Below are 26800 nucleotides of genomic sequence, written 5' to 3'. Positions count from 1 at the left end.
CCTTCACTTCGCGTCCGCGTAGCACTTCACCACCGCCGTGGTGAACGGGAAGCGGACCGGGGTGTCGCCGAAGGCGATGCGGCCCGCGCGGTCGCCGGCGTCGCGGATGGCCTCCACGACGGCGGCGGCCTCTTCGGCGGGGCAGTGCACGATCACCTCGTCGTGCTGGAAGAACACCAGCTCGGCCCGCATCCCGGCCGAGGCCAGGGATTGGCGCAGCGCCGCCAGCATCAGCAGGGCCCAGTCGGCGGCGCTGCCCTGGACGACGAAGTTACGGGTGAACCGGCCGCGGGCGCGGGTGTTGGTGGAGGCGTAGCTCGGGGTCCAACCGTCCTCCCGGCCCGGTTGGTCGGGGGAGGGGCCGTCCTGGGGGATGCCGGCCTCGCCGTCGTCGTCGGCGGCGCCGGCGCGGGCGGGCGGCGGAGAGGTGCGGCCCAGCCAGGTGCGCACGAGGCGGCCCTCCTCGCCCGCGCGCGCGGCGGCGTCCACGTAGGCGACGGCGCGGGGGAAGCGGCGGCGGAGCGCGGCCAGGTTCTTCAGACCGTCGCCGGAGGTCTGCCCGTAGATCGCGCCGAGGACGGCCAGTTTGGCCTTGTCGCGGTCGCCGGCGAAGCTCTGGCGGGAGATCGCCGTGTAGAGGTCCTCCGAGCGGCCGGCCACCTCCATGAACGCCGGGTCCCGGGAGATCGCGGCGAGGACGCGCGGCTCCATCTGGTCGGCGTCGGCCACGACGAGGCGCCAGCCGGGGTCGGCGACGACGGCCCGGCGGATCACCTTGGGGATCTGCAGGGCGCCGCCGCCGTTGGTGACCCAGCGGCCGGTGAGGGTGCCGCCGGGGATGAACTCGGGGCGGAACCGGCCGTCGTGCACCCAGTCCGCGAGCCAGCTCCAGCCGTGCGCGGTGTAGATCCGGTACAGCTTCTTGTAGGCGAGGAGCGGCTCCACGGCGGGGTGGTCGATGTCCTGGATCTCCCAGCGGCGGGTGGAGCGCAGCTTGATGCCGGCCTGGGCGAAGGCCTTGATGACGTCCGCGGGCAGGTCGGGGCGGACGCGGCGGCCGAACGCGGCGGAGATCTCGTCGGCCAGCTCGGCGAGGCGGCGGGGCTCGCCGCGGCCGGCGTAGCGCTCGCCGAGCAGCTCGGTGAGCAGGGAGCGGTGGGCGTCGGCCCGCCAGGGCAGGCCCGCGCGGTGCATCTCGGCGGCGATCAGGAACGCGGCGGACTCGGCGGCGGTGAGCAGGCGCAGCCGGTCGGGGTGGGCGGTCGCGGCGTGCCGGCGGGCCTGGTCGGCGTGGATGGCGAGGAGGGCGTCGAGGGGGACGGCGGTGGTGGGGCGGGGGTCGAACAGGGAGTCCTGGGTGCCGGGCTCGGCGGCGCGCTGTGGGGGGTCCGGGGGGACGGGGGTGTTCGTGAGGCGGGCCCAGGCGGCGGCGGCCGAGCGGGGTTCGCCGTAGCGGCCCTCGTGGTTGAGGAGGAGGAGCTCGGCGTCTTCGACGTCGTAGCAGCGGTCTACGCGGATGCCGGCGGCGAGGAGGTGGGGGTAGACGGCGGGGGTGGAGCGCCAGATCCAGCGGGTGGCGGGGGCGGTGGTTGTGGTTGTGGTGGCCGAGCGGATCGCTTCCGCGGGGGTTCGGTGGCGGGTGGGTGGGGGGTGGGGGGTGGTTGCGGGCGCGGCGTGCCACCAGCCGTCGGCGTCTTCGGCGAGGGCCCAGGGGGTGGGGTGGTCGCTCACGGATTCGAGTGTCTCACCGGGGTGTGACAGTGCCCTGCCGGGCGGTACGGGGACCCGTGGCCCGGGGGTGGGGGCCGCTGCGCGGGCTTCTCCCCGCGCCACCCTTCCGCCGTTCCCCGGGGCTGCGCCCCGGACCCGCCTGCGGGGGCTCCGCCCCCGCACCCCCGCGCCTCGAACGCCGGCGAGGCTGGGGTGGGCCCCCGCGCCTCGAACGCCGGCGGGGCTGGGGTGGGCCCCCGCGCCTCGAACGCCGGCGGGGCTGGGGTGGGCCCCCGCGCCTCGAACGCCGGCGGGGCTGGGGGGTGGGCGGTGGGCTCCGGTCGGGGGGTGGTTTGGGGTGCGTGCCAAGCTGGTGGGGTGAGTGATGCGTGCGTCGAGATCGTCGATCGGGCCTTCGGGGCCGCCCTTTACGCGCAGGACGATGCCGGGCTGGATACCGGGGCCTCCCTGTTGGCCGCCGACGGTGGGCTGTGGGGCGGGGTCGGGCGGGAGTTGTTGCGGCGCGGGGAGGCGTACGTACGGCAGGCGTGGGAGCGGGGGTGGCAGCCGGCGGACGTGCTGCGGCTCGTGCGGCGGGATCTGGACGAGCTGCACCTGCGCGTCACCGAGGACCTGATCGCCGCCGAAGGGCGGCGCTACGCGCGGCTGCCGGAGCGGTGGAGCGACGCCGAGGTGTGGTGGACGCGGGACGAGGAGTACGCCGACCGGCTGGCCCGGCGCGTCAAGGCGGACCGGTTCGCGCTGGGCACCGCCGTCCTGGAGGTGTTTCGGCTGCTGATCCGGCTGCCCTCCATCGAACCCGTCGGCCCGGTTCCGGGGGACCCGGCCGGGGACGCCCTGGAACACGCCCACATCGAGCCGCGCATGCTCGGTCGGATCCGCGCCCTGCTGGCGAAGGCCGAGGCGACCACGTTCCCCGAGGAGGCGGAGGCGCTCAGCGCGAAGGCGCAGGAGCTGATGGCCCGGCACACGGTGGACGAGGCGCTGCTCGCGGTGCGCGGCGGGTCGCCCGCGCAGGTGCCCGGGGCCTGCCGGATCGGGGTGGAGCCGCCCTACGAGGAGGCCAAGGCGGTGCTGCTCGACGCGGTGGCCACCGCCAACCGGTGCCGCGCGGTGTGGAACAGCGGCTTCGAGTTCTCCACGGTGGTCGGCTTCGAGAGCGACCTGGAGGCGGTGGAGCTGCTCTACACCTCGCTCCTCGTCCAGGGGACGGCGGCGATGACCCGGGCCGAAGCGGCGCAGCGGGCCGGCGGACGCAAGCGGACCAAGACCTTCCGCCAGTCCTTCCTGCTGGCCTACGCCAGCCGGCTCGGGCGCCGCCTCGCCGAGACGGCCGAACACACGGCCGGCGAGGCCCCCGACTACCTGCCGGCGCTCGTGGCCCGGGACGTGGCGGTCGGGGCGCGGGCCGAGGAGATGTTCCCCCGGACCACGACGACCCGGCTGCGCGGCGCCACCGACCACGCGGGCTGGGAGGACGGCACGGCGGCCGCCGACGCCGCACGGGTGGGGGGCGTCCGGCCGCAACTGCCGTAGGGCTATGGGCGAGGGGTGTCGCCGCGGCCCGAGGATGCGCAGCGAGCGGCCAAGACACGGCCTGGCGAGCGGGCCGTGTCCGGCCGTCGCTTCGAGTTGAAGAGCAGCAGGTGCCAGGCTCCATGGCGTTGCGGAGCAAACGGATGAGACCGGGCGAGAAGGGGACGGAACGTACTCTCGGGGCATGAGCTGGCTTCGGGCGTTGAGGGACACCGTCCGCTCGGCCGTGACCGTCGAGCGGACCCCGTTGGAGCCGCTCATCGCGCTGCGGGGCGCCGTCGGGCTCGCGGTCGTGATCGCGCTCGGGCTCGCCCTGCTGGGCCCCGGGGCGGCGGCCAGTTCGGCCTTCGGGGCGTTCATGGCCGCCATCGCCACCTTCCAGAAGAGCTGGCGCCCTCGCCCCGTGCTCGCCCTCGCCTCCGGGCTGACGCTGGCCGTCTCCACGTTCGTCGGCTACCTCGTCGGTTCCTCGAACACCGGGTTCTTCCTCCTGCTGCTCGCCGCCTGGACCTTCGTCACCGGGCTGCTGTGGGCCGCGGGGGCGACCGCGGGAATCATCGCCTCCGGCAACGTCGCGATCATGCTCGTCACCGTGACCCTGCCGACCTCCGTCGCGCAGGCGGCCGGACACGCCGCGATGATCGCCGCGGGCGGGGTGGTGCAGGCCCTGCTGATCGTGCTGTTTCCCGTCCGCCGCTGGGGTGCCCAGCGCGACGCGCTCGCCGACGCGCTCGCCGCCGAGGCCGACTACGCCCGCCGGCTGCGCCGGGACCCCGTCGCCCCGTTCGACCCGCAGCCCCTGATGAAGGCCCGCGACGCCGCCGCCGTGACGGTGCGCCAGGCCCGGCGGCGGCCCGCCGAGCTGCACGGGGCGCGGGGCTCGCGGAGCGGATCCGGCCCGTGCTGGCCTCGCTCGCCGACCCCGCCGTCGGGGCCCCGGCCGAGGGGCCGGCCCGGGACCGGGTACGGGAACTGCTGGCCGCCGCCGGGGCCGTCCTGGACGCCGCCGCGCACACCATCCGGCACGGGGAGCACGGGGAACCCGTACGCCGGGCCGCGCCGGCCCTGGCCGTGCTGAAGGCCCCCGACCTGCCCGAGGTGCTCCAGGGGCCGCCGCTGCGGGCCGCCCGGCGCCTCGCCGCGCTGCTGGACGACGTACGGGAGACGGCCGAGCCCGGCTTCGGGCGCACCGCCGACCCGGCGGAGTCGATGCTGCGGCCCACCGTGCCCGCCCTGGTCCCGCTGGTGTTGCGGGCCGTACGGGCCGAGCTGCGGCCCGGGTCGCCGATCCTGCGGCACGCGCTGCGGGTCACGGCGGCGGCCTGCGCGGGGTACCTGATCGGGCACGCGCTGCCGTTGGGGCACGGCTACTGGGCGCCGATGGCGTCGGTGATGGTCATGCGGCCCGACTTCACCCAGACCTGGTCCCGGGCCGTGGCCCGCTTCGGCGGCACCCTCGTCGGGGTCGGGGTCGCCACCGCGATCGTGCAGCTCGCGCAGCCGGGGACGTACCTGTCGGGGCTGCTGGCGGTGATCAGCGCGGGCCTGATGTACGTCCTGATGCGCACCGGGTACGCCGTCGCGCAGACCTTCGTCGCCGCGTACGTGGTCTTCCTGCTCGGCATGGGAGGCCTCCGCTGGGACCAGACGGTGCCCGACCGCATCGCCCTCACCCTCGTCGGCGGGGTCCTCGCGATGGTCGCCTACGCCGTCTACCCGGCCTGGGAGACCCCGCGGCTGCGCACCCGCCTCGCCGACTGGACGGCCGCCGTCGGGCGGTACGCGGCCGCCGTGCTGGGCCAGTACGCCGATCCGGCCGCGGCCCGGCGCGCGGACGTACGCCGGGCCCTGCTGGCGGCGCGGGACGCCCGGGTCGCCTGGCAGGAGGCGCTGGCCCGCGCGGAGGGGAGCCGGTACGCCACCGGGGGCTGTCGCGGGCGGCGGCCGAGGGCGCGCAGGAGGCCCTCGCGGCGTTCGGGCGGGGCGCCATGCTGCTGGAGGCGCACCTGCCGGACCGGGACCGGGCCCCGGTCCGGGGCGCGGCGGAGCTGGCGCAGGCGCTGCGGGTGGCGACCGAGGCGGGGGCGAAGGCGGTGCGCGAGCGCCGGGTGCCGGGGTGGGAGGCGGTGCGCGGGGTGCTGGCCTCCGCCGACGGGCCGGAACCGGGGGTGCTGCGCGGTGCGTCGGAACAATTGCTGGACGCACTGGACGAACTGTCGGAGGCACTTCGACCGTAACGATGTTGCCCGGTGATGAACCGGACACCGCGCGTGCACGTGCATCTGCCCATGCATGCGCTTATGAACACAGCTATGATCCGGTGCAGTTGACATCTGCACTATCGGGGGCTTCCTGTGGACCACGCGTACAACGGGATGGCAGCTGCAGAACTCGCTTCCTTGTATGGGCTGACCTGGCAGAAGAGCAAACACAGCAACTCGCAGGGATCCTGCGTGGAGTTCGCCAGACTGCCCGACGGCGACGTCGCCATGCGCAATTCGCGTTTCCCTGACGGACCGGCGCTCGTGTACACGCCGGCCGAGATCGAGGCGCTTCTGCTGGGCGTCAAGGACGGGGAGTTCGATCATCTGATCGGCTGAGGGGGCAGCCGGGAAGAGGACGGAACGGCGCACTGAAACAGGCCATGCACGTGCACTGGCCGGGACTGATCGAAACGATCAAGCCCGGCCAGTTGTCTTGTATCGAGTGGCCGCCTCGCGGCGAGCGGCTGTCCTGTTTCGGGCGCCGGCCACTGCTCCGCGCTACTCCGCGAGCATGAACAGCGCCCACACGACCTTGCCGGTCAGCCGCCCCGCGAGCGGGTGCCAGCCCCAGTTGTCGCTGTAGGCGTCCACGAGGAACAGCCCGCGCCCCGACTCCAGGTCGCAGTTCTCGTCCGTCCGCTCCGGTTGGAAGGCCCCGCCCGGCCGGTCCTCGCTGGGGTCCCGTACCGCGCACACCAGCCGGGTGCTCCACCGCATCAGGTGCAGCCGTACGGCCGCCTCCGCCTCGGCGCCCAGGCCGCCGGCGCCCCGTCCGCGGGCGGGCAGGGCGTGGCGCAGCGCGTTGGTGACGAGTTCGGAGACGACCAGCGAGACGTCGTCGAAGCGGTCGTCCAGGCCCCATTGGCTCAGCGTCGACCTGGTGAACGAGCGCGCCCCGCGCACCGCCTCGAAGCGGGCGGGCAGGGCGCACGACGCGGACCCGGAGACAGCCGTGGGATCGACCGGGGGCAGCCCCTGCCGTAACGGCTCGAGCATGGTCGATCCATTCGTCCCCATGCGAGGCACTCCCGGGATTCGCGGACGACGCGGGCGGCTTCGTCCAAAGAGAACTGCGGGGTGGGTCCGGCGCCGGCGCGAAGTGCACGCAGGTGCGCGGCACCATCGTTCCGAATGGCGAAGCCGGATGCAAGGGCAGATGCACGTGCACGCGCCCGACCCGTCCCCTCCCGTGACGGTTCTTGCTCATTTCTTCCTACGCATACGTGCGGACTTCTTTTTCCGGCAGCCTGGATTCCGTTACAGAACGAGTACGGGCCGATGCGTTTTGGTGGCAGACTGCGGGACCGGGGCTACGGGGACCCCGACCACGCAAGCGCAAGCGCACACCACGCGCACACAACGCGATGGGGAGGGCAGGACTGGTGACCGCAGAAGCCAGCGGTTCGGTGGTGCGCCGCATCCTCCTGGGCTCACAGCTCAGGCGACTCCGAGAATCCCGCGGCATCACCCGTGAGGCGGCCGGCTACTCGATCCGCGCGTCCGAATCGAAGATCAGCCGCTTGGAGTTGGGAAGGGTGAGCTTCAAGGCCAGAGACGTCGAGGACCTCCTGACGCTCTACGGGGTCACGGACGGCGCGGAGCGGGAGTCCCTGCTGGGACTGGTCCGCGAGGCCAACGCGGCGGGCTGGTGGCACAGCTACGGAGACGTGCTGCCCGGCTGGTTCCAGACGTACATCGGCCTGGAGGGCGCCGCCTCGCTCATCCGCATCTACGAGGTGCAGTTCGTCCACGGCCTGCTCCAGACCGAGGCCTACGCCCACGCCGTCGTCGAACGCGGCATGCCCGGGGCGAGCTCCGCCGAGGTCGACCGGCGCGTCGCGCTGCGCCTGGAGCGGCAGAAGGTCCTCGTCTCCGAGAACGCGCCGGTCTTCCACGCCGTCCTCGACGAGGCCGCGCTGCGCCGCCCGTACGGCGACCGCGACGTGATGCGCGGGCAGTTGGAACACCTGATCGAGATCAGTCAGCGGCCCAACGTGCAGCTCCAGGTGATGCCCTTCTCCTTCGGCGGCCACGCGGGCGAGAGCGGAGCCTTCACCCTGCTGCGCTTCCCCGAGTCCGACCTTCAGGACATCGTCTATCTGGAACAGCTCACCAGCGCGCTCTACCTGGACAAAGAAGAGGAAGTGGCGCAGTACGCACGGGCGATGCGGCGACTTCAGGCCGATTGCCCGGACCCTGACAAGACGCGCGATCTCCTGCGCGGACTGCTCCAACTGTCTTGATTCGCACGTAGTATGACGTCTGATCAGTGCATGACGACGACCGATCGGTCTCCGGTGCAGCGCAGGGGTGCGCGCTCGCAGTAAGGGATGGCATGTCCATATTCACCGACCTGGCTCACCAGTACATCGACGGCGAATGGCTGGCCGGCACCGGTTCGTGGGACATCATCGACGTCAACCCGTACAACGGGGAGAAGCTCGCGGCCGTCACCGTGGCCACGGTCGAGCAGGTCGATGCGGCCTACCGCGCGGCCGAACGCGCCCAACGCGACTGGGCGGCGGCCGGCCCGTACGCGAGACGCCTGGTCCTGGAGCGGGCCCTGCGCCTGACGGAGGAGCGCCGCAAGGAGATCGTCGAGGTGATGATCGACGAGCTCGGCGGGACCCGTCCCAAGGCCGAGTACGAGGTCCACCTCGCGATGGAGTTCCTGCGCGAGGCGATCGCGCTGGCCGTCCGCCCCGACGGCCGCATCCTCCCCTCGCCGGTCGAGGGCAAGGAGAACCGGGTCCAGCGCCTCCCGGTCGGCGTCGTGGCCGTGATCAGCCCCTTCAACTTCCCGTTCCTGGTGACCCTGAAGTCGGTCGCCCCGGCGCTGGCGCTGGGCAACGCGGTCGTGATCAAGCCGAACCAGAACGCCTTGGTCGCGGGCGGCGGCGTCATCGCCAAGCTCTTCGAGGACGCGGGCCTGCCCGCCGGCCTGCTCAACGTGCTGATCACCGACATCGCCGAGATAGGCGACGCGATCCTCACCCACCCCGTCCCGAAGGTCATCTCCTTCGCCGGTTCCGACCGCACCGGCCGGCACGTCGGCTCCGTCGCCGCCCGCCACTTCAAGCGCACCGTCCTGGAACTGAGCGGCAACAGCGCCCTGGTCGTCCTCGACGACGCCGACGTCGACTACGCGGTGGACGCGGCCGTCTTCAGCCGCTTCGTCTTCCAGGGCCAGGTCTGCATGGCCGCCAACCGGATCCTCGTCGACGCCTCCGTGGCCGAGGAGTTCACGGCCAAGTTCACCGCCCGCGTGGCCGCCCTGAAGACCGGCGACCCCCGCGAGGCCGACACCCACATCGGCCCGCTGATCAACTCCTTCCAGGCCGACGCCCTCACCGCCCTCGTGGACCAGGCGCTCGCCTCCGGCGCGACCGCCCTCGTACGGGGTTCTACGCGCGGCAACCTCGTCGAACCCACCGTCCTGTCCGGGCTCCCCGAGGACTCCCCGCTGCTGGGCCAGGAGATCTTCGGCCCCGTCGCCCTGCTGGTCGTCTTCGACGGCGAGGACGAGGCCGTACGCCTGACCAACGCCACCCCGTACGGCCTCAGCGGCGCCGTGCACACGCGGGACGTGGAGCGCGGGGTGCGCTTCGCGCGGCGCATCGAGACCGGCATGATCCACGTGAACGACTCCACCATCGGCGACGAGCCGCTGACCGCCTTCGGCGGCGAGAAGGCCTCGGGCCTCGGCCGGCTGGGCGGGGAGGCCACCGTGGAGGCCTTCACCACGCAGAAGTGGATCTCGGTGCAGCACGGACGGACGAGCTTCCCGTTCTGATCCGGTCGCGACAGCGGTCGCGGACAGAAACTGACCTCAATCATCCGTAGCGTGTGTGGTGTCGGCAGGAAGCGGACGCAACACCCCAACGGAAGAAGGCGGTCGGTCATGGCTCACCCCACCGAAGAGATCCCCGGCGACGAGCGCGGGACGCTCCTCCTCTTCATCGAGGACCAGCGCGCGGCGATCCGCAAGACGGCCCAGGGCCTCACCGAGAAGCAGGCCGCGAGCCGCCCCACCGCGAGCGAGCTGTCCCTGTCGGGCCTCGTCAAGCACGCCACCGAGGTCGAGCTGAACTGGCTCCGGTTGGCCCAGCAGCGGGAGAACGAGCGCCGGCGCGCCCCCGAGCAGTGGCTGGAGGGCTTCCACCTGGGCGAGGGCGAGACCCTGGAGGCCGCGCTCGCGCTCTGGGACGACGTCCGGTCCGAGACGGAGGACTGGGTCGCCGCCGTGCCCAGCCTCGACGACACCTTCCCGCTGCCGCGCGCGCCCTGGTTCCCCGAGGACGCCGAGGTGTCGGTGCGCTGGATGCTGCTGCACCTGGTGCGGGAGTTCGCCCGGCACGCCGGGCACGCGGACATCCTGCGCGAGTCCATCGACGGCACGAAGGCCATGGGGTAGCGCGGCCCGCGCCGCCTTCGCCGGCAAGGGACTTGCACCTCACGTGGCGTGAGGGACCACAGTGAAGGGCGTACCCGAGCAGAGGAGGGAAGGAAGACCATGGGCTACTCCGTGGGACAGGTCGCCGGATTCGCCGGGGTGACGGTGCGTACGCTCCACCACTACGACGAGATCGGCCTGCTCTGCCCGAGCGGCCGCAGCGGCGCGGGCCACCGGCGTTACGACGACGCCGACCTGGACCGGTTGCAGCGGATCCTGTTCTACCGGGAGCTCGGCTTCCCCCTCGACGAGGTCGCGGTCCTGCTGGACGACCCGACGACGGATCCGCGGGAGCATCTGCGCCGGCAGCATGCCCTGCTGACCGATCGGATCGCCCGGCTCCAGCAGATGGCCACGGCCGTTGAGCACGCCATGGAGGCGAAGAAGATGGGCATCAACCTCACGCCCGAGGAGCGGTTCGAGGTCTTCGGGGAGCAGGACCCCGAGCGGTACGCGGAGGAGGCCGAGCGGCGCTGGGGCCACACCGACAGCTACGCGGAGTCGCGGCGCCGGACCGCCGGCTACACGAAGGACGACTGGAAGCGGATGCAGGACCAGGTCGCCGACTGGACGGCCCGGTACGTCGCGCTGATGGAGGCCGGGGAGCCGGCCGACGGCGAGGCCGCGATGGACCTGGCCGAGGAACACCGGCTGCACATCGACGTCTGGTTCTACCCGTGCTCGTACGACATGCACGTCTGCCTCGGCGACATGTACGTCGCGGACGAGCGGTTCAAGGCGTTCTACGACGGCACCCGCCCCGGTCTCGCCGAGCACCTGCGGGACGCGATCACGGCCAACGCGGTGCGCAAGGCGTAGCAAGGGCCCTGCGACGCGAGTTTGCTCACACGACCCCCTCCGGGCCCTGGAACCGGGTGGGGGTCGTGTGCGTTGATAATTGAGAACACCTGCCGTGTCGCCCCCCACCGCCGACACCCCCCCGATCCAGGAGAGTCCCGAACTCGTGTACACGCTTGCGCTCGGCCCTGAGTGGCTGTCCCCGGAGTACCTGATCGGGCATTTCGGCCTGATCGGCATCCTGGTCATCGTCTTCGCGGAATCGGGTCTCTTCGCCTTCCTGCCCGGCGACTCCCTGCTCTTCACGGCGGGCCTGTTCGTCGCCAGCGGCGACATCAGCCAGCCGCTGTGGCTCGTGTGCACGCTGATCGTGGCCGCCGCGATCATCGGTGACCAGGTGGGTTACCTCATCGGCAAGTACTTCGGCCCCAAGCTCTTCAACCGGCCGAACAGCAAGGTCTTCAAGCGGGAGAACCTGGACGCCGCGCACGACTTCATGGAGAAGCACGGCCCCAAGGCGATCGTGCTCGCCCGCTTCGTGCCGATCATCCGCACCTTCGCGCCGATGGTCGCGGGCGCCGGCGAGATGAAGTACCGCACGTTCCTGACGTTCAACATCATCGGCGGTATCGCCTGGGGCGCGGGCGTCACGTACCTCGGCTACCAGCTCGGCCAGTTCGAGATCATCAAGAACAACGTCGAGACGATCTTCATCGGCATCGTGCTGATCTCCGTCATCCCGGTGATCGTCGAGGTCGTCAAGGCCCGCAAGAACAAGGGCAAGGAGGCCGCCGAGGTCCCCGTCGACCCGTACGGCGCCCCGGAGGGCCCGCAGAGCGGCCAGCGCGGCCGCCACGCCAAGCGCTGACCCTCGCGCGACCCGCGCCGACCGCGCGGCACCGTCAGACCGCCTGCGCCCCGGAGACCGCGTCTCCGGGGCGCAGACGTATCCGCGGGGTACGAGGGCGGGGGCGGCTCAGAAGCCGCGGGTGCGCTTGGCCGCCGCGCGGCGCCGGGCGGCGCTGCGCCCGCCGGGGATCCGCATGAACAGGCGGGAGGTCTCGGAGCCCAGGTTGACCCCGATCGCGATGGCCAGGGCGATCGCGGCGGCGTTGGTGAGCGAGGCGAGGCCCGCGTCGAGCCGGTTCTCGGCGATCGACAGCAGTCCGTAGTACGTCGCCGAGCCCGGCAGCAGCGGGCCGATGGCCGCCGTCACGTAGGGCAGGGCGGACGCGAAGCGGTAGCGGGAGAAGAGCTGCCCGAAGAGGCCGACCAGCCCGGCGGCGATGGCCGTGGAGGGCACCGGCGGCAGCTCGGCGGCCCGCAGGGCGCCGAAGGTCACCCAGGCGACCCCGCCGTTCAGCGTCACGATCCACACCGTGGAGCGTTCCTGCTGGAGCAGGATGGCGAAGGTGAACACCAGGACCATCGAGGCGAGGATCTGCACGATCGGCCGGCTCGGGATCTGGAGCACCTCGTCCGGGTTCGGCTGGGCGCCGAACTGGAGGCCGACGTAGATCACCACGAGCACGCCGATGATGATCCCGATGAACAGGTACATCACCTCCAGCAGGCGGGCCGACGCGGTGATGTAGAAGCCGGTCAGGCCGTCCTGCACGGCCGCCACCAGGGCCCGTCCGGGCAGCAGGGCGAACAGACCGCCGGTGATGACGGCGGAGGCGCGCACGTCGATCTCGGCGAGCTTCAGGGCCACGCCGATCGCGGCCGGCGGCATCGCGGCGACGACGAACTGGTAGAACTCCGGCAGTCCGCGCCCCGCGCAGTACCAGGCCAGCCGGTCGCCGAGGACGGCGCCGAGGGCGGCGCAGAAGAACACCGTGACCCCGCCGCCGACCAGGATGGACGCGGCGCCCGCCAGCAGCCCGGCGGCGGCCGTGAGGACCCAGGTCGGGTACGGGTGGCGGTTGCGGCGGATCTCGGCGAGGCGGCGGTAGGCCTCCTCCAGGGTGATGTCCACCTCGTGCGCGCTGATGTCGTCCACCAGCCGGAAGACGGCGGCCAGGCGGGTGTAGTCGGTGCCCCGGCGGCGCACGGTGCGGTTCGCCGAGATCGGGTCGTCCACCAGCGAGGGCTGGTGGGTGATCGAGAGCAGGGTGAACGTGACGGTCGGCTCGCACCGGTCCAGCCCGTACGAGCGGGCCACCGCGAACATCGCGGCCTCCACGTCCTCGGCGCCCTCGCCGCCCGCGAGCAGCAGCTCGCCGATGCGCAGCGTGAGGTCGAGGACGCGGCCCACGGCCGGGCCGGCCTCGCTCTGCTTCTGCACGGGCTCCGCGAGCGGCCGGACGTCCACGGGCATGCGCAGCATCGTGCGCATGCGGTCCTGCCAGGGAGACTCCGTCATCCGGGCGACCGGGAAGCCGCCCGGGGGCGGCACGTAGGCGGGCGGGGAGTGCTGCGCGCTGTAGGTGGCCGGGGCGGCGAAGGCGGAGCCCTCGGGCTCGTCGGGCGCGGGCGTCGGAATGCCCTCGGGCACGGCGAACTCGGAGGTCGGCTGCTCCTCCTCCAGGGCCTCCGGCTCCATCCCGGGCGGGGCCGTGAAGGCGCTGTGCGCCTCGTCGGACTGGGGCTTCCCGTCCTCTGCCCCGTCGGCCTCGCTCACGCGCCCTCCAGTCCGTGATCATCTGCGGTATCAGTATGCGGAATCGTTTCCTCCCCCGCGCATCCCCCGCGCCTCCCCCCGCCTCCCGCGTACCCCGCGCGGACCCCCGAATCCGGATCCGGACACGCCGGTGGGCGGCACCCCCGAGGGGATGCCGCCCACCGTGACGTCAGCCGGACGGCTCAGCCACCGCCGACCGGTTCACCGAGCCGAGCTCAGTGGTGGCCGCCCTGCGCCTCCAGGCGCTTGTACGAGGCCTCGATCTCGGCCTCGGCCTCGGCGCGGCCGACCCAGTTGGCGCCCTCGACGGACTTGCCCGGCTCCAGGTCCTTGTAGACCTCGAAGAAGTGCTGGATCTCCAGGCGGTCGAACTCCGACACGTGGTGGATGTCGCGCAGGTGCTCCACGCGCGGGTCCGAGGCCGGCACGCACAGCAGCTTGTCGTCGCCGCCCGCCTCGTCCGTCATGCGGAACATGCCGATCGCGCGGCACTTGATCAGGCAGCCGGGGAAGGTCGGCTCGTCCAGGATCACCAGCGCGTCCAGCGGGTCGCCGTCCTCGCCCAGGGTGTTCTCGACGAAGCCGTAGTCGGCCGGGTAGCTGGTCGAGGTGAAGAGGCGACGGTCCAGACGGATCCGGCCGGTCTCGTGGTCCACCTCGTACTTGTTCCGCGAACCCTTGGGGATCTCGATGGTGACGTCGAACTCCACGTCCTGCTCCTCCATGATCAGCTCCGACCCTCTCGGTCGGAGCTTGACTGCTCCGGGACTGCGATTGATTCACATGCGTGCGCGTCCGGCCCCGCCCTGCCGGGTGGGGTGCCATGCTCGCGGCAAGACGCAGTGGTTAAGTGTCCCTCACGCATATGTGTGATCGCGAAAGGGGCTGGTCCGAGGTGCCATTGGTCAAGACGTGGCAGCTCATCGCGGGGTCGGCCGTGGCCGGCCTCGCCCTCTCGGCTGCGGCGGTGGTCACAGCGGGACCCTGGGACTCCGGCCAGCGTAAGGCCGAGCGGGACAGGGCCGCCTCCTGGGGCCGGACGGGTGGCGCAGATCACGCCGCCGGCGGGCTCCCGCAGGCCGCCCCCAGCGCCCCAGGAGTCCTCCCGGGCCTGGCCGCGCGCGCCGCGCAGGGCGGACGATCCCCCGCCGACGGCCTCGCCGCCGCGCTCGGGCCGCTGCTCGCGGATCCCGCGCTGGGGCCCGTACGCGCCGCCTCGGTGGTCGACACCGCGACCGGCCAGGTGCTCTACGAGTCCGGCGCGGGCGAGGCCATGACCCCGGCCTCCACCGTCAAGATCGCCACCGCGAGCGCCGCGCTGGCCGCCCTCGGGCCCGAACACCGGATCCGCACCACCGTCGCCCCCGGAGCCGGCCCCGGCGAGATCGTCCTGGTCGGCGGCGGGGACCCGTCCCTGACCGCGAAGAAGAAGAGCCCCGCCGGCTCCGGCGGCAGCCTCGTCGCGCTCGCCGCCGACACCGCCCAGGCCCTCAAGGCCGGCGGCACCGACACCGTCACCCTCGGCTACGACGACTCCCTCTACACCGGCCCCGTCCGCCACCCCATCGGCCGCAACGACAACATCGCCCCCGTCACCGCGCTGACCGCCGACGAGGGCCGGCCCGACGACTCCGTCTCCGGACCCGTCGCCCGCTCCGAGGACCCCTCCAAGGACACCGCCCGCGCCTTCGCCGCCCTGCTGCGCGACCGCGGCATCAAGGTCACCGGCGAACCCGCCCGCGCCAAGGCCCCCGCCGGCGCCCAGCCGCTGGCCGCCACCCAGTCCACCCCCGTGGCCGGGCTCGTCGAACGGATGCTCACCCACAGCGACAACGACATCGCCGAGGCCCTCGCCCGCCAGGTCGCCGTCACCGCCGGAGCGCCCGCGAGCTTCGAGGGCGCCGAGAAGGCCGTCGCCGACAAGCTGGCCTCCCTCGGCGTCGATGTCACCGGCTCCCGCTTCGCCGACGGCAGCGGCCTCAACCGCGCCGACAAGGTCACCCCCCGCCTGCTGACCGGACTCCTGACCAAGGCCGCCGACCCGCGCCACCCGGAGCTGCGGCCCGTCCTGACCGGCCTGCCCGTCGCCGGGTTCACCGGCACCCTGCGGGCCCGCAACGCCGGCGCCTCACCGGCCGCCGGCCTGCTGCGGGCCAAGACCGGCACCCTCAGCGGGGTGAACTCCCTGTCCGGGACCGTGGTGGATCCCGCCGGGCGGCTGCTCGCCTTCGCCTTCCTCACCGCCGGCGCCCCGGACGGCCCGACCGCCGAGAAAGGCCTCGACCGGCTGGCCGCCGCCGTCGCCACCACCTCGTAGGGGGATCCGCCGGGGCGCGGGTCCACGTACGGTTGACGCATGACGAGCATCGGTGGTGCCGAGATGGTCGACTGGAATCTCGCGGTGGCGACCGCGACCCGGCTCGTACGGCCGGGTCCGGAGGTCAGCCGGGACGAGGCGCGGGCCGTGGTGGCGGAGCTGCGGCGGCACGCGAAGACCTCCGAAGAGCACGTGCGCGCGTTCACCCGGATGATGCCGGACGGCATCACCCTGCCCGACACCCCCGTCCTCGTGATCGACCGGGCCGGCTGGGTCAGGGCCAACGTCGCGGGCTTCCGCGAACTCCTCGGCCCGCTGCTCGGCAAGATGCAGGAGCGTCGCTTCGGCGCCCCCGGCGGGGCCGTTCTCGGCGCGGTCGGCGGCAAGGTCACCGGCGTCGAGCTGGGCATGCTGCTCAGCTTCCTGGCCTCGCGCGTCCTCGGCCAGTACGAGACCTTCGCGCCCGCGACGCTCGACCTGCCGGGCTCCGCCGCGGGCGGCGGCCGGCTGCTGCTCGTCGCCCCCAACATCGTGCACGTCGAGCGGGAGCTGGAGGTCAACCCGCACGACTTCCGCCTCTGGGTGTGCCTGCACGAGGAGACGCACCGTACCCAGTTCACGGCCGTCCCGTGGCTGCGCGACCACCTGGAGGCCGAGATCCAGACGTTCCTCGGCGCCACCGAGATGGAACCCGGCGCGATCCTGGAACGCCTGCGCGAGGCCGTGCAGTCCTTCGCCGGGGCCCGCCCCGACGCCGAGAGCGGCGACGAGGGCCGCTCGCTCGTGGAGCTCGTCCAGACTCCCGAACAGCGCGAGGTGCTGGCCAGGCTCACCGCCGTCATGTCCCTGCTGGAGGGCCACGCGGACTTCGTCATGGACGGCGTCGGCCCCGGAGTCGTCCCCTCCGTCGCCGAGATCCGCGAGAAGTTCCAGCAACGCCGCGCGACCGGCGCGGGCCGCCTCGACGCCGCCCTGCGCAAGCTGCTGGGCCTCGACGCGAAGCTGCGCCAGTACCGCGACGGCGAGCGCTTCGTTCGGGCCGTGGTCGACCAGGTCGGCATGGACGGCTTCAACCGGGTGTGGACCTCCCCGAACACCCTGCCGACCAAGGCCGAGATCGCCCGGCCCGCGGACTGGGTGGCGCGGGTGCACGGCAGGGGGAGCGCGGGGAGCGAAGAAAGGTGAAGCACGGGGCGTAAACATGTCGCACTGGGGGAAGCAGCGTCACCCGTCCGAGGGACCGTGAGGCGTCGAAGGGCGTGCGATGCTCAGGGAACCGCTCGGTTCTGTCACCATCGACGCACTCTGAGTGACAACAGCGGACAGTGGACAGCGACATCGGGCGCCGTCCACTGACGCCGGCGACACCGAGCACCCCCTCAAGCCTCTCCGAGCATCCGAACTCCACGAAGGGCACCGGACATGGGTCCCCATCCTGCGGTCGCGGCGATACGCCTGGCGGTCCGCCGCGTACTCCACGACGTCCTCACCGACCTCACCGGCCACTCGGGCATCCCCGGTCGGCGCACCCCGGAGGGCGCCGCGCCACTCGTCCTCGTCGCCTGCTCCGGCGGCGCCGACTCGATGGCACTCGCCTCCGCCCTCGCCTTCGAGGCCCCCAAGCTCGGCATCCGCGCGGGCGGCATCACCGTCGACCACGGCCTCCAGCCCGGCTCCGACCTGCGCGCCGCCGAGGTCGTCACCCGCATGACCGCGCTCCGCCTCGACCCGGTGGAGTCCGTCGCCGTGCGCGTCGGCCGCGACGGCGGACCCGAGGCCGCCGCCCGCGACGCCCGTTACGCCGCCATGGACGAGGCCGCCGACCGACTCGGCGCCGCCGCCGTCCTGCTCGGCCACACCCGCGACGACCAGGCGGAAACCGTCCTGCTGGGCCTCGCCCGCGGCTCCGGCATCCGCTCCCTGTCGGGCATGGCGGAGGTCTCGGGCGGCCCCGGTCGCACCCGCCGCTACCGCCGCCCCTTCCTGCACATCGACCGGCAGACCGCCCGCAAGGCCTGCATGGTCCAGTCCCTGCCCGTCTGGGACGACCCGCACAACATCGACCCCGCCTACACCCGCTCCCGGCTGCGCCACGAAGGCCTGCCCGCCCTGGAGAAGGCCCTCGGCAAGGGCGTCGTGGAGGCCCTCGCCCGCACCGCCCAGCTCTCCCGGGACGACGCCGACGCGCTCGACGCCTGGGCCGCCGACGCGGAGCGCGGCGTACGCGACGCGGACGGGCGCCTGGAGTGCGCCAAGCTGTACGCGCTGCCCCCGGCCGTCCGCCGGCGCGTCCTGCGCCGTGCCGTCGTCGCGGCGGGTTCGCCCGCGGGCTCGCTCTTCGCGCGCCACATCGAGGAAGTCGACCGCCTCATCACCGGATGGCGCGGTCAGGGCGCCATCAACCTGCCCGGCCGCGTCGAGGCCCAGCGGCAGGGTGGCAGACTTGTCATCCGGCAGGGCTGATTGGTGCTGAAGCACGGCTGAGTCCTCCGGGGTCACCCCCCGGAGCCCCGGCCGACAACGAAAGTGATGCGGGTGGACGAGAAGGACATGGGCAACGACCTCCAGTCGGTGCTCATCACCAAGGAAGAGATCGACGCGAAGCTGGCCGAGCTGGCCGCGAAGATCGACGCGGAGTACGCGGGCAAGGACCTGCTCATCGTCGGTGTGCTCAAGGGCGCCGTGATGGTGATGGCGGACCTGGCGCGCGCCTTGTCCACCCCGCTCACCATGGACTGGATGGCGGTGTCCTCCTACGGCGCCGGGACCCAGTCCTCGGGCGTCGTGCGGATCCTCAAGGACCTGGACACCGACATCAAGGACAAGCACGTCCTGATCGTCGAGGACATCATCGACTCGGGCCTGACCCTGTCCTGGCTGCTGTCGAACCTCGGCTCCCGCCAGCCGGCCTCCCTCAAGGTCGTCACGCTGCTGCGCAAGCCCGAGGCCGCGAAGGTCGCGATCGACGTCGAGTGGGTCGGCTTCGACATCCCGAACGAGTTCGTCGTCGGCTACGGCCTCGACTACGCGGAGAAGTACCGCAACCTGCCGTTCGTCGGCACGCTCGCGCCCCACGTCTACGGAGGCTGACGACCCTCGCGGTCGTCGCACCGGTCCTCGAACCTCAAGGATCTCGCCCCCGGGGGAACCTGGGGGCGTTTCCCGCCGTTGGAGCATGCGAAGGCGGGTCTGTCAGCCGTCCCATGGGGCCGCGGGTGACAATACAGGGGTACATTCCGAAGAACAGTCTTTACTCACAGCAGCATTTACCTACGGGCAGGAGGGACGGGGTGCCTGGCGCCCCGTATGGATGGACGTGAAGCGATACTTCCGTGGGCCGGTCATGTGGATCGTGCTGGCCGTCCTCGCCGTGGTCGTGTTGATGAACGTCGTCGGCTCCGGCGGCGGCTACAAGTCGGTGGAGACCAGCGAGGTCATCAAGGCGATCAACAGTGGCCAGGTGGACAGCGCCAAGCTGACCACCGGTGACAGCCAGATGATCAAGATCGAGCTCAAGAAGGACCAGAAGCTCGGCAACAACGACGGCACCAAGTTCCAGGCCAACTACATCGGGGATCAGGGCGTTCAGCTCGCCCAGAACCTCCAGACCAAGTACGAAGCCGGTCAGATCCCGGACGGATACTCCGTCACGCCGGACAAGACCAGCCCCTTCCTGAGCGTGCTGCTCTCGCTCCTGCCCTTCGTCCTGATCGTCGTCGTCTTCCTGTTCCTGATGAATCAGATGCAGGGCGGCGGCTCCCGGGTCATGAACTTCGGCAAGTCCAAGGCCAAGCTCATCACCAAGGACACCCCGAAGACGACGTTCGCCGACGTCGCGGGCTCGGACGAGGCCGTCGAGGAACTCCACGAGATCAAGGAATTCCTCCAGGAGCCGGCGAAGTTCCAGGCCGTCGGAGCCAAGATCCCCAAGGGTGTGCTCCTCTACGGCCCGCCCGGCACCGGCAAGACCCTGCTGGCGCGCGCCGTCGCGGGCGAGGCCGGCGTTCCCTTCTACTCGATCTCCGGTTCCGACTTCGTCGAGATGTTCGTCGGTGTCGGTGCCTCGCGTGTCCGCGACCTGTTCGAGCAGGCCAAGGCCAACGCCCCGGCGATCGTCTTCGTCGACGAGATCGACGCCGTCGGTCGGCACCGCGGCGCGGGCCTCGGCGGCGGCCACGACGAGCGCGAGCAGACCCTCAACCAGCTGCTCGTCGAGATGGACGGCTTCGACGTGAAGGGCGGCGTCATCCTCATCGCCGCCACGAACCGCCCCGACATCCTCGACCCGGCGCTGCTGCGTCCGGGCCGCTTCGACCGCCAGATCGCGGTCGACCGTCCCGACATGCAGGGCCGTCTGGAGATCCTCAAGGTCCACCAGAAGGGCAAGCCGGTCGCCCCGGACGTCGACCTCGGCGCCGTCGCCCGACGCACGCCCGGCTTCACCGGCGCCGATCTCTCCAACGTCCTGAACGAGGCCGCGCTCCTCACGGCCCGCTCGGACAAGAAGCTGATCGACAACTCGATGCTCGACGAGGCGATCGACCGCGTCGTGGCGGGCCCGCAGAAGCGGACCCGGATCATGTCGGACAAGGAAAAGAAGATCACCGCGTACCACGAGGGCGGACACGCCCTGGTCGCGGCGGCCTCCCCGAACTCCGACCCGGTCCACAAGATCACGATCCTGTCCCGCGGTCGGGCCCTGGGCTACACGATGGTCCTGCCCGACGAGGACAAGTACTCCACCACCCGCAACGAGATGCTCGACCAGCTGGCGTACATGCTGGGCGGGCGCGCGGCGGAGGAGCTGGTCTTCCACGACCCGACCACGGGCGCCGCGAACGACATCGAGAAGGCCACCGCCACGGCGCGGGCCATGGTCACGCAGTACGGCATGACCGAGCGCCTCGGTGCGATCAAGTTCGGCGGCGACAACACCGAACCGTTCCTGGGCCGCGAGATGTCGCACCCGCGGGACTACTCGGAAGAGGTCGCGGCGCTGGTCGACGAAGAGGTCAAGAAGCTCATCGAGACCGCGCACAACGAGGCTTGGGAAATCCTCGTCGAGAACCGGGACGTCCTGGACAACCTGGTCCTCGCGCTGCTGGAGAAGGAGACGCTGAACAAGGAGGAGGTCGCGGAGATCTTCTCCACGATCGTCAAGCGTCCGGCCCGTCCCGCGTGGACCGGCTCCTCCCGCCGCACCCCCTCCACCCGTCCGCCGGTGCTCTCTCCCAAGGAGCTCCAGCTGACGAACGCCGCCAACGGCACCTCGGCGGTCACGCCCGCCGTGTCGGTGGAGAAGGCCCCGGAGCCCTCCCCGGAGGAGCGCCCGGGGACCTGATCAGCCCCGGAATGGATGCCGCGCCCTTCAGGTTCTAGCCTGGGGGGCGCGGCTCTTTTCGTACGGCCGTGTGTGCGGACAGGAACGAGGATGAGATGACCGACCCAGTGAGCCTCAGTGGCGGGGGCATGATCGGCGAGTTCGACGAGAAGCGCGCCGAGGCCGCCGTACGGGAGCTGCTGATCGCGGTCGGCGAGGACCCGGAACGCGAAGGGCTCCTGGAGACCCCGGCCCGCGTGGCACGGGCGTACCGGGAGATATTCGCCGGCCTGTGGCAGAAGCCCGAAGAGGTGCTCACCACGACGTTCGACCTCGGTCACGACGAGATGGTCCTCGTGAAGGACATCGAGGTCATGAGCTCCTGTGAACACCACCTCGTCCCGTTCCACGGCGTCGCCCACGTGGGCTACATCCCGTCGACGGACGGCAAGATCACGGGCCTGTCCAAGCTGGCCCGCCTCGTGGACGTCTACGCCCGCCGCCCGCAGGTGCAGGAGCGGCTGACCACCCAGATCGCGGACTCCCTGATGGAGATCCTCGACCCGCGCGGGGCCATCGTCGTCATCGAGTGCGAGCACATGTGCATGACCATGCGCGGCGTGCGCAAGCCCGGCGCCAAGACCATCACCTCGGCGGTCCGCGGCCAGCTCCGCGACCCCGCGACGCGCAACGAGGCCATGAGCCTGATCATGGCCCGCTGAGGCGCACCACAGACCGGCGGGAGGCCGTGGCCCGGGGCCATGGCCTCCCGCCGTCGTGTCGGGCGCGTCAGGCGGAGGCGGTCGCCTTCGTCGGGTCCTCGTCCTCGGGGAGTTTCAGGACGCGCTCCAGGAAGAGCGCGGCGGCGACCACGGCGGCGCCCGCGAGGACGGATCCGCCCGCGTACCAGGCCTGGTCGCGGCGGGCCGGGACGTCGAGGGCGTCGGTCAGCAGGAAGACCCCGACGCCGCCGTACATGCCCGCCACCAGGGCCGCGACCAGGGCGCTGGCCTGGCCGAAGACCACCGCGCGGGCCGCCATCAGCGGCTCCACGCCCTTCGCCCCGGGCCGCCGCTCGCGCTGCGCCTTGAGGCGGGCGCGCAGCGACAGGGCGGTGGCGAACAGGACGGCCGCGATCACCGCCAGCACGATCGGAGCGGCCAGCGGCACGCCCGGCAGGGTCCCGTACGCGTTCCACATCCGGGCGCCCGCCCAGGACAGCACCCCGGCGACGGCGAAGATGCCCGCCAGAACCGCCGGCCTCAGTTGCTTCACTGCCGCATCCCCGCTCTCTGCGCGCTCTCTCGGCGACTCGCGCAGTGACCAGGCTAACGAGCTATTCCGGCAGGCGGAGTTCCAGGTCCGGGCGCGGCGTGATGCCGGCGCGGCCGAGGTCGGCCAGGAGGGCGGCCACGGGGCCGCGGCCGGGGAGCTGGGCCTCGGGGTCGATGTCGTGCCAGGGGGCCAGCACGAAGGCCCGCAGGTGGGCCCGGGGGTGCGGGAGGGTGAGGATCGGGTCGTCGGAGATCTGGTCGGCGTAGGACACGATGTCGACGTCGATGGTGCGCGGGCCCCAGCGCTCCTCGCGGACGCGGTCGAAGGCCTCTTCGATGGCCTGGCCGCGCTCCAGCAGGCTGGTGGGCGGCAGGGTGGTCTTCACCAGGGCCACCGCGTTGAAGTACGCGGGCTGCGAGCCGGGCTCGACGCCCCACGGCTCGGTCTCGTAGACGGGCGAGACCGCCTTGACCCGCAGGCCGGGGGTGTCGCCGAGGGCGTCGATGGCGCCCTGGAGGGTGTCCAGCCGGTTGCCGAGGTTCGCGCCGAGCGCGATGACGGCCCACTTGGGGTTCGACAGGGTGACGTCCGCCGCGTCGACGGCCTCCACCACGGAGGCCGGTACGGGCTGGACGGTGGGGTCGCTCTGGGCGCTCAGTCCGTTGTTCATGCGCGGCTCCGGGTGATCGTGACGGTCACGTCGTCGAAGGGGACGGTGATGGGCGCGTCCGGCTTGTGGACGACCACCTCCACCTGGGCGACGGCCTCGTGCTTGAGGCACTGCTGGGCGATCCGCTCGGCGAGCGTCTCGATCAGGTCGACGGGCTCGCCCTGGACCACGTCCACGACCTCCTCGGCGACGACCCCGTAGTGCACGGTCTTGGCCAGGTCGTCCCCGGCCGCCGCCGGGCGGGTGTCCAGGTGCAGCACGAGGTCGACGATGAAGGTCTGGCCTTCCTCGCGTTCCCGGGGGAAGACGCCGTGGTGCCCGCGAGCCTTGAGGCCGCGCAGCGCGACACGATCCACGCGAATCACTCCTGCTTTCGTAGGTGCTTCCGGTCCCGGGACTCCCCGGGGCCATGGGCCTACGCCGAGTGCGGTCGGCGTCGTCCGCCTTCGAATTTACCCGCGACGGAGCGTCGCCCCCGCGCTTGGGGTCACTCGGCGGCCTCTTCGTCCTCGTCTTCGGAGTCCGTGAGGACCGGAGAACCGTGGTGGGACCAGAGCCGCCACCCCACCGGTGTGCGTCGGAACACATTCGTGGCGACCACCAGCTGGCCGACCAACGGACCCAGCTCGCCGCCGTCCTCGGCGGGGCCTCCGCTGAGGATGTTCTCGGTGCACGTGACCAGGGCGGTGTCGCCGATGAGGGCCACCTTGGTGTCGGTGAGGAAGAACTGGATGTACTCGGTGTGCGACATGATCAGCGCGTACGAGCGCAGGACCTCGCCGCGCCCGGAGAGCACCGGCCAGCCGGGGTGCACGCAGGAGATCTCGTCGTCGAGCCAGAGCGCCGACAGTGCGTCGAAGTCCCCCTGCTCCATGGCCTCGTAGAAGGCCGCGTTGACCTCTTCGACGGCCTCTATGTCGGTACGGCTCACCGTGCCCCTTCCCTGTCCGATCGGTGGGTCACAGTGCCCCTTCCACGGCGCGGGCCACCCGAACCGCGTCGGCGCTCGCGCGTACCTCGTGCACCCGTACGGCCCAGGCGCCGTGGTGGGCGGCGAGGGCGGAGACGGCGGCGGTGGCGGCGTCCCGTTCGCGGGCGGGCGGCGGGGCGGCGTCGGAGGCGCCGGCGAGGACCCGTCCGAGGAAACGCTTCCGCGAGGCGGCGACCAGCATCGGGAAGCCGAGGGCGCGCAGCTCGGGGAGGTGGGCGACCAGGGCGAGGTCGTGCTCGGCCATCTTGGCGAAGCCGAGGCCGGGGTCGACGACGATCCGTTCGGGGGCGATGCCGCCGCCGACGACGGCGTCGATGCGCTCGCGCAGTTCGGCGGTGACCTCGCCGAGGACGTCCTCGTAGACGGCGAGGCGGTTCATGTCCTGGCTGAAGCCGCGCCAGTGCATGACGACGAACGGCACCTCGGCGGCGGCGACGGCCGGGATCATGCCGGGGTCGGCGAGGCCGCCGCTGACGTCGTTGACCAGGGTGGCGCCCGCGGCGACGGCCTGGGCGGCGACCGAGGCGCGCATGGTGTCGACCGAGACGGTGACGCCCTCGGAGGCCAGGCCGCGCACGACGGGGACCACGCGGCGCAGCTCCTCCTCCTCGTCGACCCGGGTGGCGCCGGGGCGGGTGGACTCGCCGCCGACGTCGACGAGGTCGGCGCCCTGGGCGACGAGGTCGAGGCCGCGCTTGACGGCGGCGGTGGTGTCGAACCAGCGGCCGCCGTCGGAGAAGGAGTCGGGGGTGACGTTCACGACGCCCATGACCGCGCAGCGGTCCCAGTCGGGCAGACCCGTCACCCGGCCCCGGGGGGCGGCCACGCGGTTGTTGTTCATGGGTCCCAGGGTAGAGCCGGGGACGCGGAAGGCCCGCCCGCGGGTGCGGGCGGGCCTTGCGGAGCTTCGTAGGGTCCTACGGGACGTGCGGCGGGTGCTGCCGGTCAGGCCACCTGGCACTCGCGCTCGGCCTGGACCGGGACCTTCGCCGGCTCGGGGGTGTGCGCGCAGGTGCGGACCGGCTTGGGGCGGCGGCGGCCGGCGAAGAGCCGGGGCAGGGCCAGGGTGACGAAGCCCTCGGCCTGCATCGCGGCGAAGCCGATGCGGGGCAGGTCGCGGGTCTGGCGGAACACCACGAAGCGGGGCTCCCAGCGGGGGCGGAACTTCGCGTTGAACTTGTACAGCGACTCGATCTGGAACCAGCGCGACAGGAACACCAGCAGGCCGCGCCACATGCGCAGGACCGGGCCGGCGCCGATCTTCTCGCCGCGGGCCAGCGCGGAGCGGAACATCGCGAAGTTCAGGGAGACCTTCTCGATGCCCAGGCCCGGGGAGGCCTCCAGGGAGGCGACGATGAGCAGCTCGTTCATGCCGGGGTCGGCGGCGCGGTCGCGGCGCATCAGCTCCAGCGACATGCCGTCCTTGCCCCAGGGGACGAAGTGCTGGATGGCCTTGAGGTCGCCGAAGGGGCTGGTGTCGCCCTCCTCGACGCGGTGGGCGGTGGCGATGATGCAGTCGCCGTCGTTCGGGTCGCCGACGCGGCCCAGCGCCATGGAGAAGCCGCGTTCGGTGTCGGTGCCGCGCCAGGCGTCGGAGGCGCCGCGTACGGCGGCCAGCTCCTCCTCGGTCAGCTCGCTGACCCGGCGGACCTTGGTGGTGTAGCCGTTGCGCTCGATGCGCTTGACCATCTGGCGGACGTTGCGCATCGGGCGGCCGGACAGCGAGAAGTCTTTGACGTCGACGATCGCCTCGTCGCCGAGTTCCAGGGCGTCGAGGCCGGTCTCGCGGGTCCAGACCTCACCGCCCGTCTCGCTGCAGCCCATGACGGCCGGGGTCCAGGAGTGGGCCTTGGCCTCCTCCATGAACCGTTCGATGGCGCCGGGCCAGGCTTCGACGTCGCCGACGGGGTCGCCGGAGGCGAGCATCACACCGGAGACGACGCGGTAGGTGACGGCCGCCTTGCCGGAGGGGGAGAAGACGACGGCCTTGTCGCGGCGGAGCGCGAAGTGGCCCAGCGAGTCGCGGCCGCCGTGCTTGGCGAGCAGCTCGCGCAGCTTCGCCTCGTCGTCCTCGGTGAGCCGCGCGGCCGGGTGCTCGGGGCGGAAGGCCAGGTAGATGGTGGTGACGGCGGTCAGCATGCCGAGGGCACCGAGGGAGTAGCCGACCGTCCAGGACACGCGGCCCGCGTAGTCGACGGGGCCCTCGAAGCCGAAGAGGCCGTAGACGACGTGGGTGATCTGCTCGTACAGGCTCGGCCGGCCGACGACCTTGCCCGGGTGCACGTTCACGATGATCAGGCCGAGGCCGATGGAGCCGGCGCTCATCAGGACGAAGTTCGCGAGCGCCTTCCAGCGGCTGCGCGGGTCCGGGAGGGCCTTGAATTCACTCTGGTGGAGTACGAGGAGCCCGAGGAGGACCGCCGCGATGACCACACCGATGATCGAGTGCCGGTACGCGAACTGCGCCGCCGCGCCCGCGGGCAGCAGGAGTACGGCCGCCCGCCAGGCCCGGCGCTTGCGGCGCTTGAGGCCGTGGGCGAGCAGGAGGAGCAGCACGCCGGCGCTGATGGACATGGCGGCGGCGAAGGGGCCCAGCGAGCCGGGCAGCACCTCGGTGACCGCGTGGATCCTGCTGTGGCGGAATCGCGGGAAGACGCCCGCCGCGATGTCCAGAAGGCCGACGATCATGACGGCCGTACCTACCAGGCCGGGGACGGACTCCGGTCGTGGGCCTCGGACGATTCGTGCGACCCGCTTCGGAACCTGTCCGGACTTATCGCCATCTATCCTGCTAGACATCGCTTCCCGTTGCTCCGCGAGAG

The 26800-nt window shown here is 72.2% G+C and carries 22 protein-coding genes and 2 pseudogenes; 14 read left to right on the top strand and 10 right to left on the bottom strand.

Annotated elements, in window-relative coordinates; all coding sequences use genetic code 11:
• Positions 1 to 3: 3 nt before the first annotated feature.
• Positions 4 to 1731 carry a bifunctional 3'-5' exonuclease/DNA polymerase gene (locus M4D82_RS15330; protein ID WP_502988936.1) on the bottom strand — a complete coding sequence of 576 codons (1728 nt, stop codon included), beginning with the start codon at positions 1729 to 1731 and terminating at the stop codon, positions 4 to 6.
• Between the two features lie 357 nt (positions 1732 to 2088).
• On the opposite strand from M4D82_RS15330, the gene M4D82_RS15325 reads away from it, so the two are divergent.
• The 3 genes and pseudogenes from M4D82_RS15325 to M4D82_RS15315 all read left to right on the top strand — a co-directional run bounded on the left by M4D82_RS15325 (position 2089) and on the right by M4D82_RS15315 (position 5867).
• Positions 2089 to 3267, top strand: coding sequence for a DUF2786 domain-containing protein (locus M4D82_RS15325; RefSeq protein WP_249766585.1), 1179 nt, complete (start codon positions 2089 to 2091; stop codon positions 3265 to 3267).
• Positions 3268 to 3451: 184 nt separating this feature from the next.
• Positions 3452 to 5504 (top strand): annotated as a pseudogene (locus M4D82_RS15320) (FUSC family protein).
• A gap of 117 nt (positions 5505 to 5621) precedes the next feature.
• Positions 5622 to 5867: a DUF397 domain-containing protein gene (locus tag M4D82_RS15315; protein WP_249766584.1), complete on the top strand. Its 246-nt coding sequence runs from the start codon at positions 5622 to 5624 to the stop codon at positions 5865 to 5867.
• Between the two features lie 162 nt (positions 5868 to 6029).
• Here the strand turns inward: M4D82_RS15315 and M4D82_RS15310 are convergent, their stop codons facing one another.
• Positions 6030 to 6548 carry an ATP-binding protein gene (locus M4D82_RS15310; RefSeq protein ID WP_249766583.1) on the bottom strand — a complete coding sequence of 173 codons (519 nt, stop codon included), beginning with the start codon at positions 6546 to 6548 and terminating at the stop codon, positions 6030 to 6032.
• A 347-nt stretch (positions 6549 to 6895) separates the two neighbouring features.
• Between M4D82_RS15310 and M4D82_RS15305 the strand changes: the two genes are divergently transcribed.
• The 5 genes and pseudogenes from M4D82_RS15305 to M4D82_RS15285 all read left to right on the top strand — a co-directional run.
• A complete protein-coding gene (locus tag M4D82_RS15305) occupies positions 6896 to 7774 on the top strand; it encodes a Sco1979 family transcriptional regulator (RefSeq protein WP_502988935.1) in 879 nt (292 codons plus the stop codon).
• A 92-nt stretch (positions 7775 to 7866) separates the two neighbouring features.
• Entirely contained in the window at positions 7867 to 9324 is a 1458-nt protein-coding gene (locus M4D82_RS15300; protein ID WP_249766582.1) for an aldehyde dehydrogenase family protein, read from the top strand.
• 108 nt (positions 9325 to 9432) lie between these two features.
• On the top strand, positions 9433 to 9945 hold the full coding sequence (locus M4D82_RS15295) for a DinB family protein (RefSeq protein ID WP_249766581.1): 513 nt from the start codon (positions 9433 to 9435) through the stop codon (positions 9943 to 9945).
• A 99-nt stretch (positions 9946 to 10044) separates the two neighbouring features.
• Entirely contained in the window at positions 10045 to 10803 is a 759-nt protein-coding gene (locus M4D82_RS15290; RefSeq protein WP_249766580.1) for a MerR family transcriptional regulator, read from the top strand.
• 145 nt (positions 10804 to 10948) lie between these two features.
• Positions 10949 to 11614 (top strand): annotated as a pseudogene (locus M4D82_RS15285) (DedA family protein); the annotation flags it as partial.
• Between the two features lie 144 nt (positions 11615 to 11758).
• Here M4D82_RS15285 and M4D82_RS15280 read toward each other — a convergent pair.
• Both M4D82_RS15280 and M4D82_RS15275 read right to left on the bottom strand, forming a co-directional pair.
• Complete coding sequence (locus M4D82_RS15280; RefSeq protein ID WP_249766578.1) at positions 11759 to 13405, bottom strand: threonine/serine exporter family protein; 1647 nt, start codon at positions 13403 to 13405, stop codon at positions 11759 to 11761.
• A gap of 215 nt (positions 13406 to 13620) precedes the next feature.
• On the bottom strand, positions 13621 to 14115 hold the full coding sequence (locus M4D82_RS15275) for an inorganic diphosphatase (RefSeq protein WP_030031597.1): 495 nt from the start codon (positions 14113 to 14115) through the stop codon (positions 13621 to 13623).
• A gap of 185 nt (positions 14116 to 14300) precedes the next feature.
• On the opposite strand from M4D82_RS15275, the gene dacB reads away from it, so the two are divergent.
• From dacB to folE, 6 genes are all read left to right on the top strand, one after another.
• Positions 14301 to 15722 carry a D-alanyl-D-alanine carboxypeptidase/D-alanyl-D-alanine endopeptidase gene (dacB, locus tag M4D82_RS15270; protein ID WP_349637067.1) on the top strand — a complete coding sequence of 474 codons (1422 nt, stop codon included), beginning with the start codon at positions 14301 to 14303 and terminating at the stop codon, positions 15720 to 15722.
• Positions 15723 to 15761: 39 nt separating this feature from the next.
• Complete coding sequence (locus tag M4D82_RS15265; RefSeq protein ID WP_249766576.1) at positions 15762 to 16907, top strand: Rv3626c family coenzyme F420 biosynthesis-associated protein; 1146 nt, start codon at positions 15762 to 15764, stop codon at positions 16905 to 16907.
• 237 nt (positions 16908 to 17144) lie between these two features.
• Positions 17145 to 18185, top strand: a complete 1041-nt coding sequence (tilS, locus tag M4D82_RS15260; protein ID WP_249766575.1) for a tRNA lysidine(34) synthetase TilS — start codon at positions 17145 to 17147, stop codon at positions 18183 to 18185.
• Positions 18186 to 18251: 66 nt separating this feature from the next.
• Positions 18252 to 18812, top strand: a complete 561-nt coding sequence (gene hpt / locus M4D82_RS15255) for a hypoxanthine phosphoribosyltransferase (protein WP_007264874.1) — start codon at positions 18252 to 18254, stop codon at positions 18810 to 18812.
• Positions 18813 to 19032: 220 nt separating this feature from the next.
• Positions 19033 to 21063, top strand: coding sequence for an ATP-dependent zinc metalloprotease FtsH (gene ftsH, locus M4D82_RS15250; RefSeq protein WP_249766574.1), 2031 nt, complete (start codon positions 19033 to 19035; stop codon positions 21061 to 21063).
• 95 nt (positions 21064 to 21158) lie between these two features.
• The gene (folE, locus tag M4D82_RS15245) at positions 21159 to 21764 is read left to right on the top strand and encodes a GTP cyclohydrolase I FolE (RefSeq protein ID WP_249766573.1); all 606 of its coding nucleotides are present in this window, start codon (positions 21159 to 21161) and stop codon (positions 21762 to 21764) included.
• Between the two features lie 67 nt (positions 21765 to 21831).
• Here the strand turns inward: folE and M4D82_RS15240 are convergent, their stop codons facing one another.
• The 6 genes from M4D82_RS15240 to M4D82_RS15215 all read right to left on the bottom strand — a co-directional run bounded on the left by M4D82_RS15240 (position 21832) and on the right by M4D82_RS15215 (position 26777).
• Entirely contained in the window at positions 21832 to 22317 is a 486-nt protein-coding gene (locus tag M4D82_RS15240; RefSeq protein ID WP_249766572.1) for a DUF3180 domain-containing protein, read from the bottom strand.
• Positions 22318 to 22378: 61 nt separating this feature from the next.
• On the bottom strand, positions 22379 to 22987 hold the full coding sequence (gene folK, locus M4D82_RS15235; protein WP_249766571.1) for a 2-amino-4-hydroxy-6-hydroxymethyldihydropteridine diphosphokinase: 609 nt from the start codon (positions 22985 to 22987) through the stop codon (positions 22379 to 22381).
• A complete protein-coding gene (folB, locus tag M4D82_RS15230) occupies positions 22984 to 23343 on the bottom strand; it encodes a dihydroneopterin aldolase (RefSeq protein ID WP_069920812.1) in 360 nt (119 codons plus the stop codon). The genes folK and folB overlap by 4 nt, the downstream gene beginning before the upstream one ends.
• Positions 23344 to 23474: 131 nt before the next feature.
• Positions 23475 to 23918, bottom strand: a complete 444-nt coding sequence (locus M4D82_RS15225) for a nuclear transport factor 2 family protein (protein WP_283844478.1) — start codon at positions 23916 to 23918, stop codon at positions 23475 to 23477.
• Positions 23919 to 23946: 28 nt separating this feature from the next.
• A complete protein-coding gene (gene folP, locus M4D82_RS15220) occupies positions 23947 to 24819 on the bottom strand; it encodes a dihydropteroate synthase (RefSeq protein WP_249766570.1) in 873 nt (290 codons plus the stop codon).
• Positions 24820 to 24923: 104 nt separating this feature from the next.
• A complete protein-coding gene (locus M4D82_RS15215; RefSeq protein WP_249766569.1) occupies positions 24924 to 26777 on the bottom strand; it encodes a phosphatidylglycerol lysyltransferase domain-containing protein in 1854 nt (617 codons plus the stop codon).
• Between the last annotated feature and the right edge of the window lie 23 nt (positions 26778 to 26800).

The sequence above is a fragment of the Streptomyces sp. RerS4 genome (assembly GCF_023515955.1).
In the GTDB taxonomy this organism is placed as follows: Bacteria; Actinomycetota; Actinomycetes; order Streptomycetales; family Streptomycetaceae; genus Streptomyces.
This window is presented reverse-complemented; position numbering and strand designations above follow the sequence as displayed.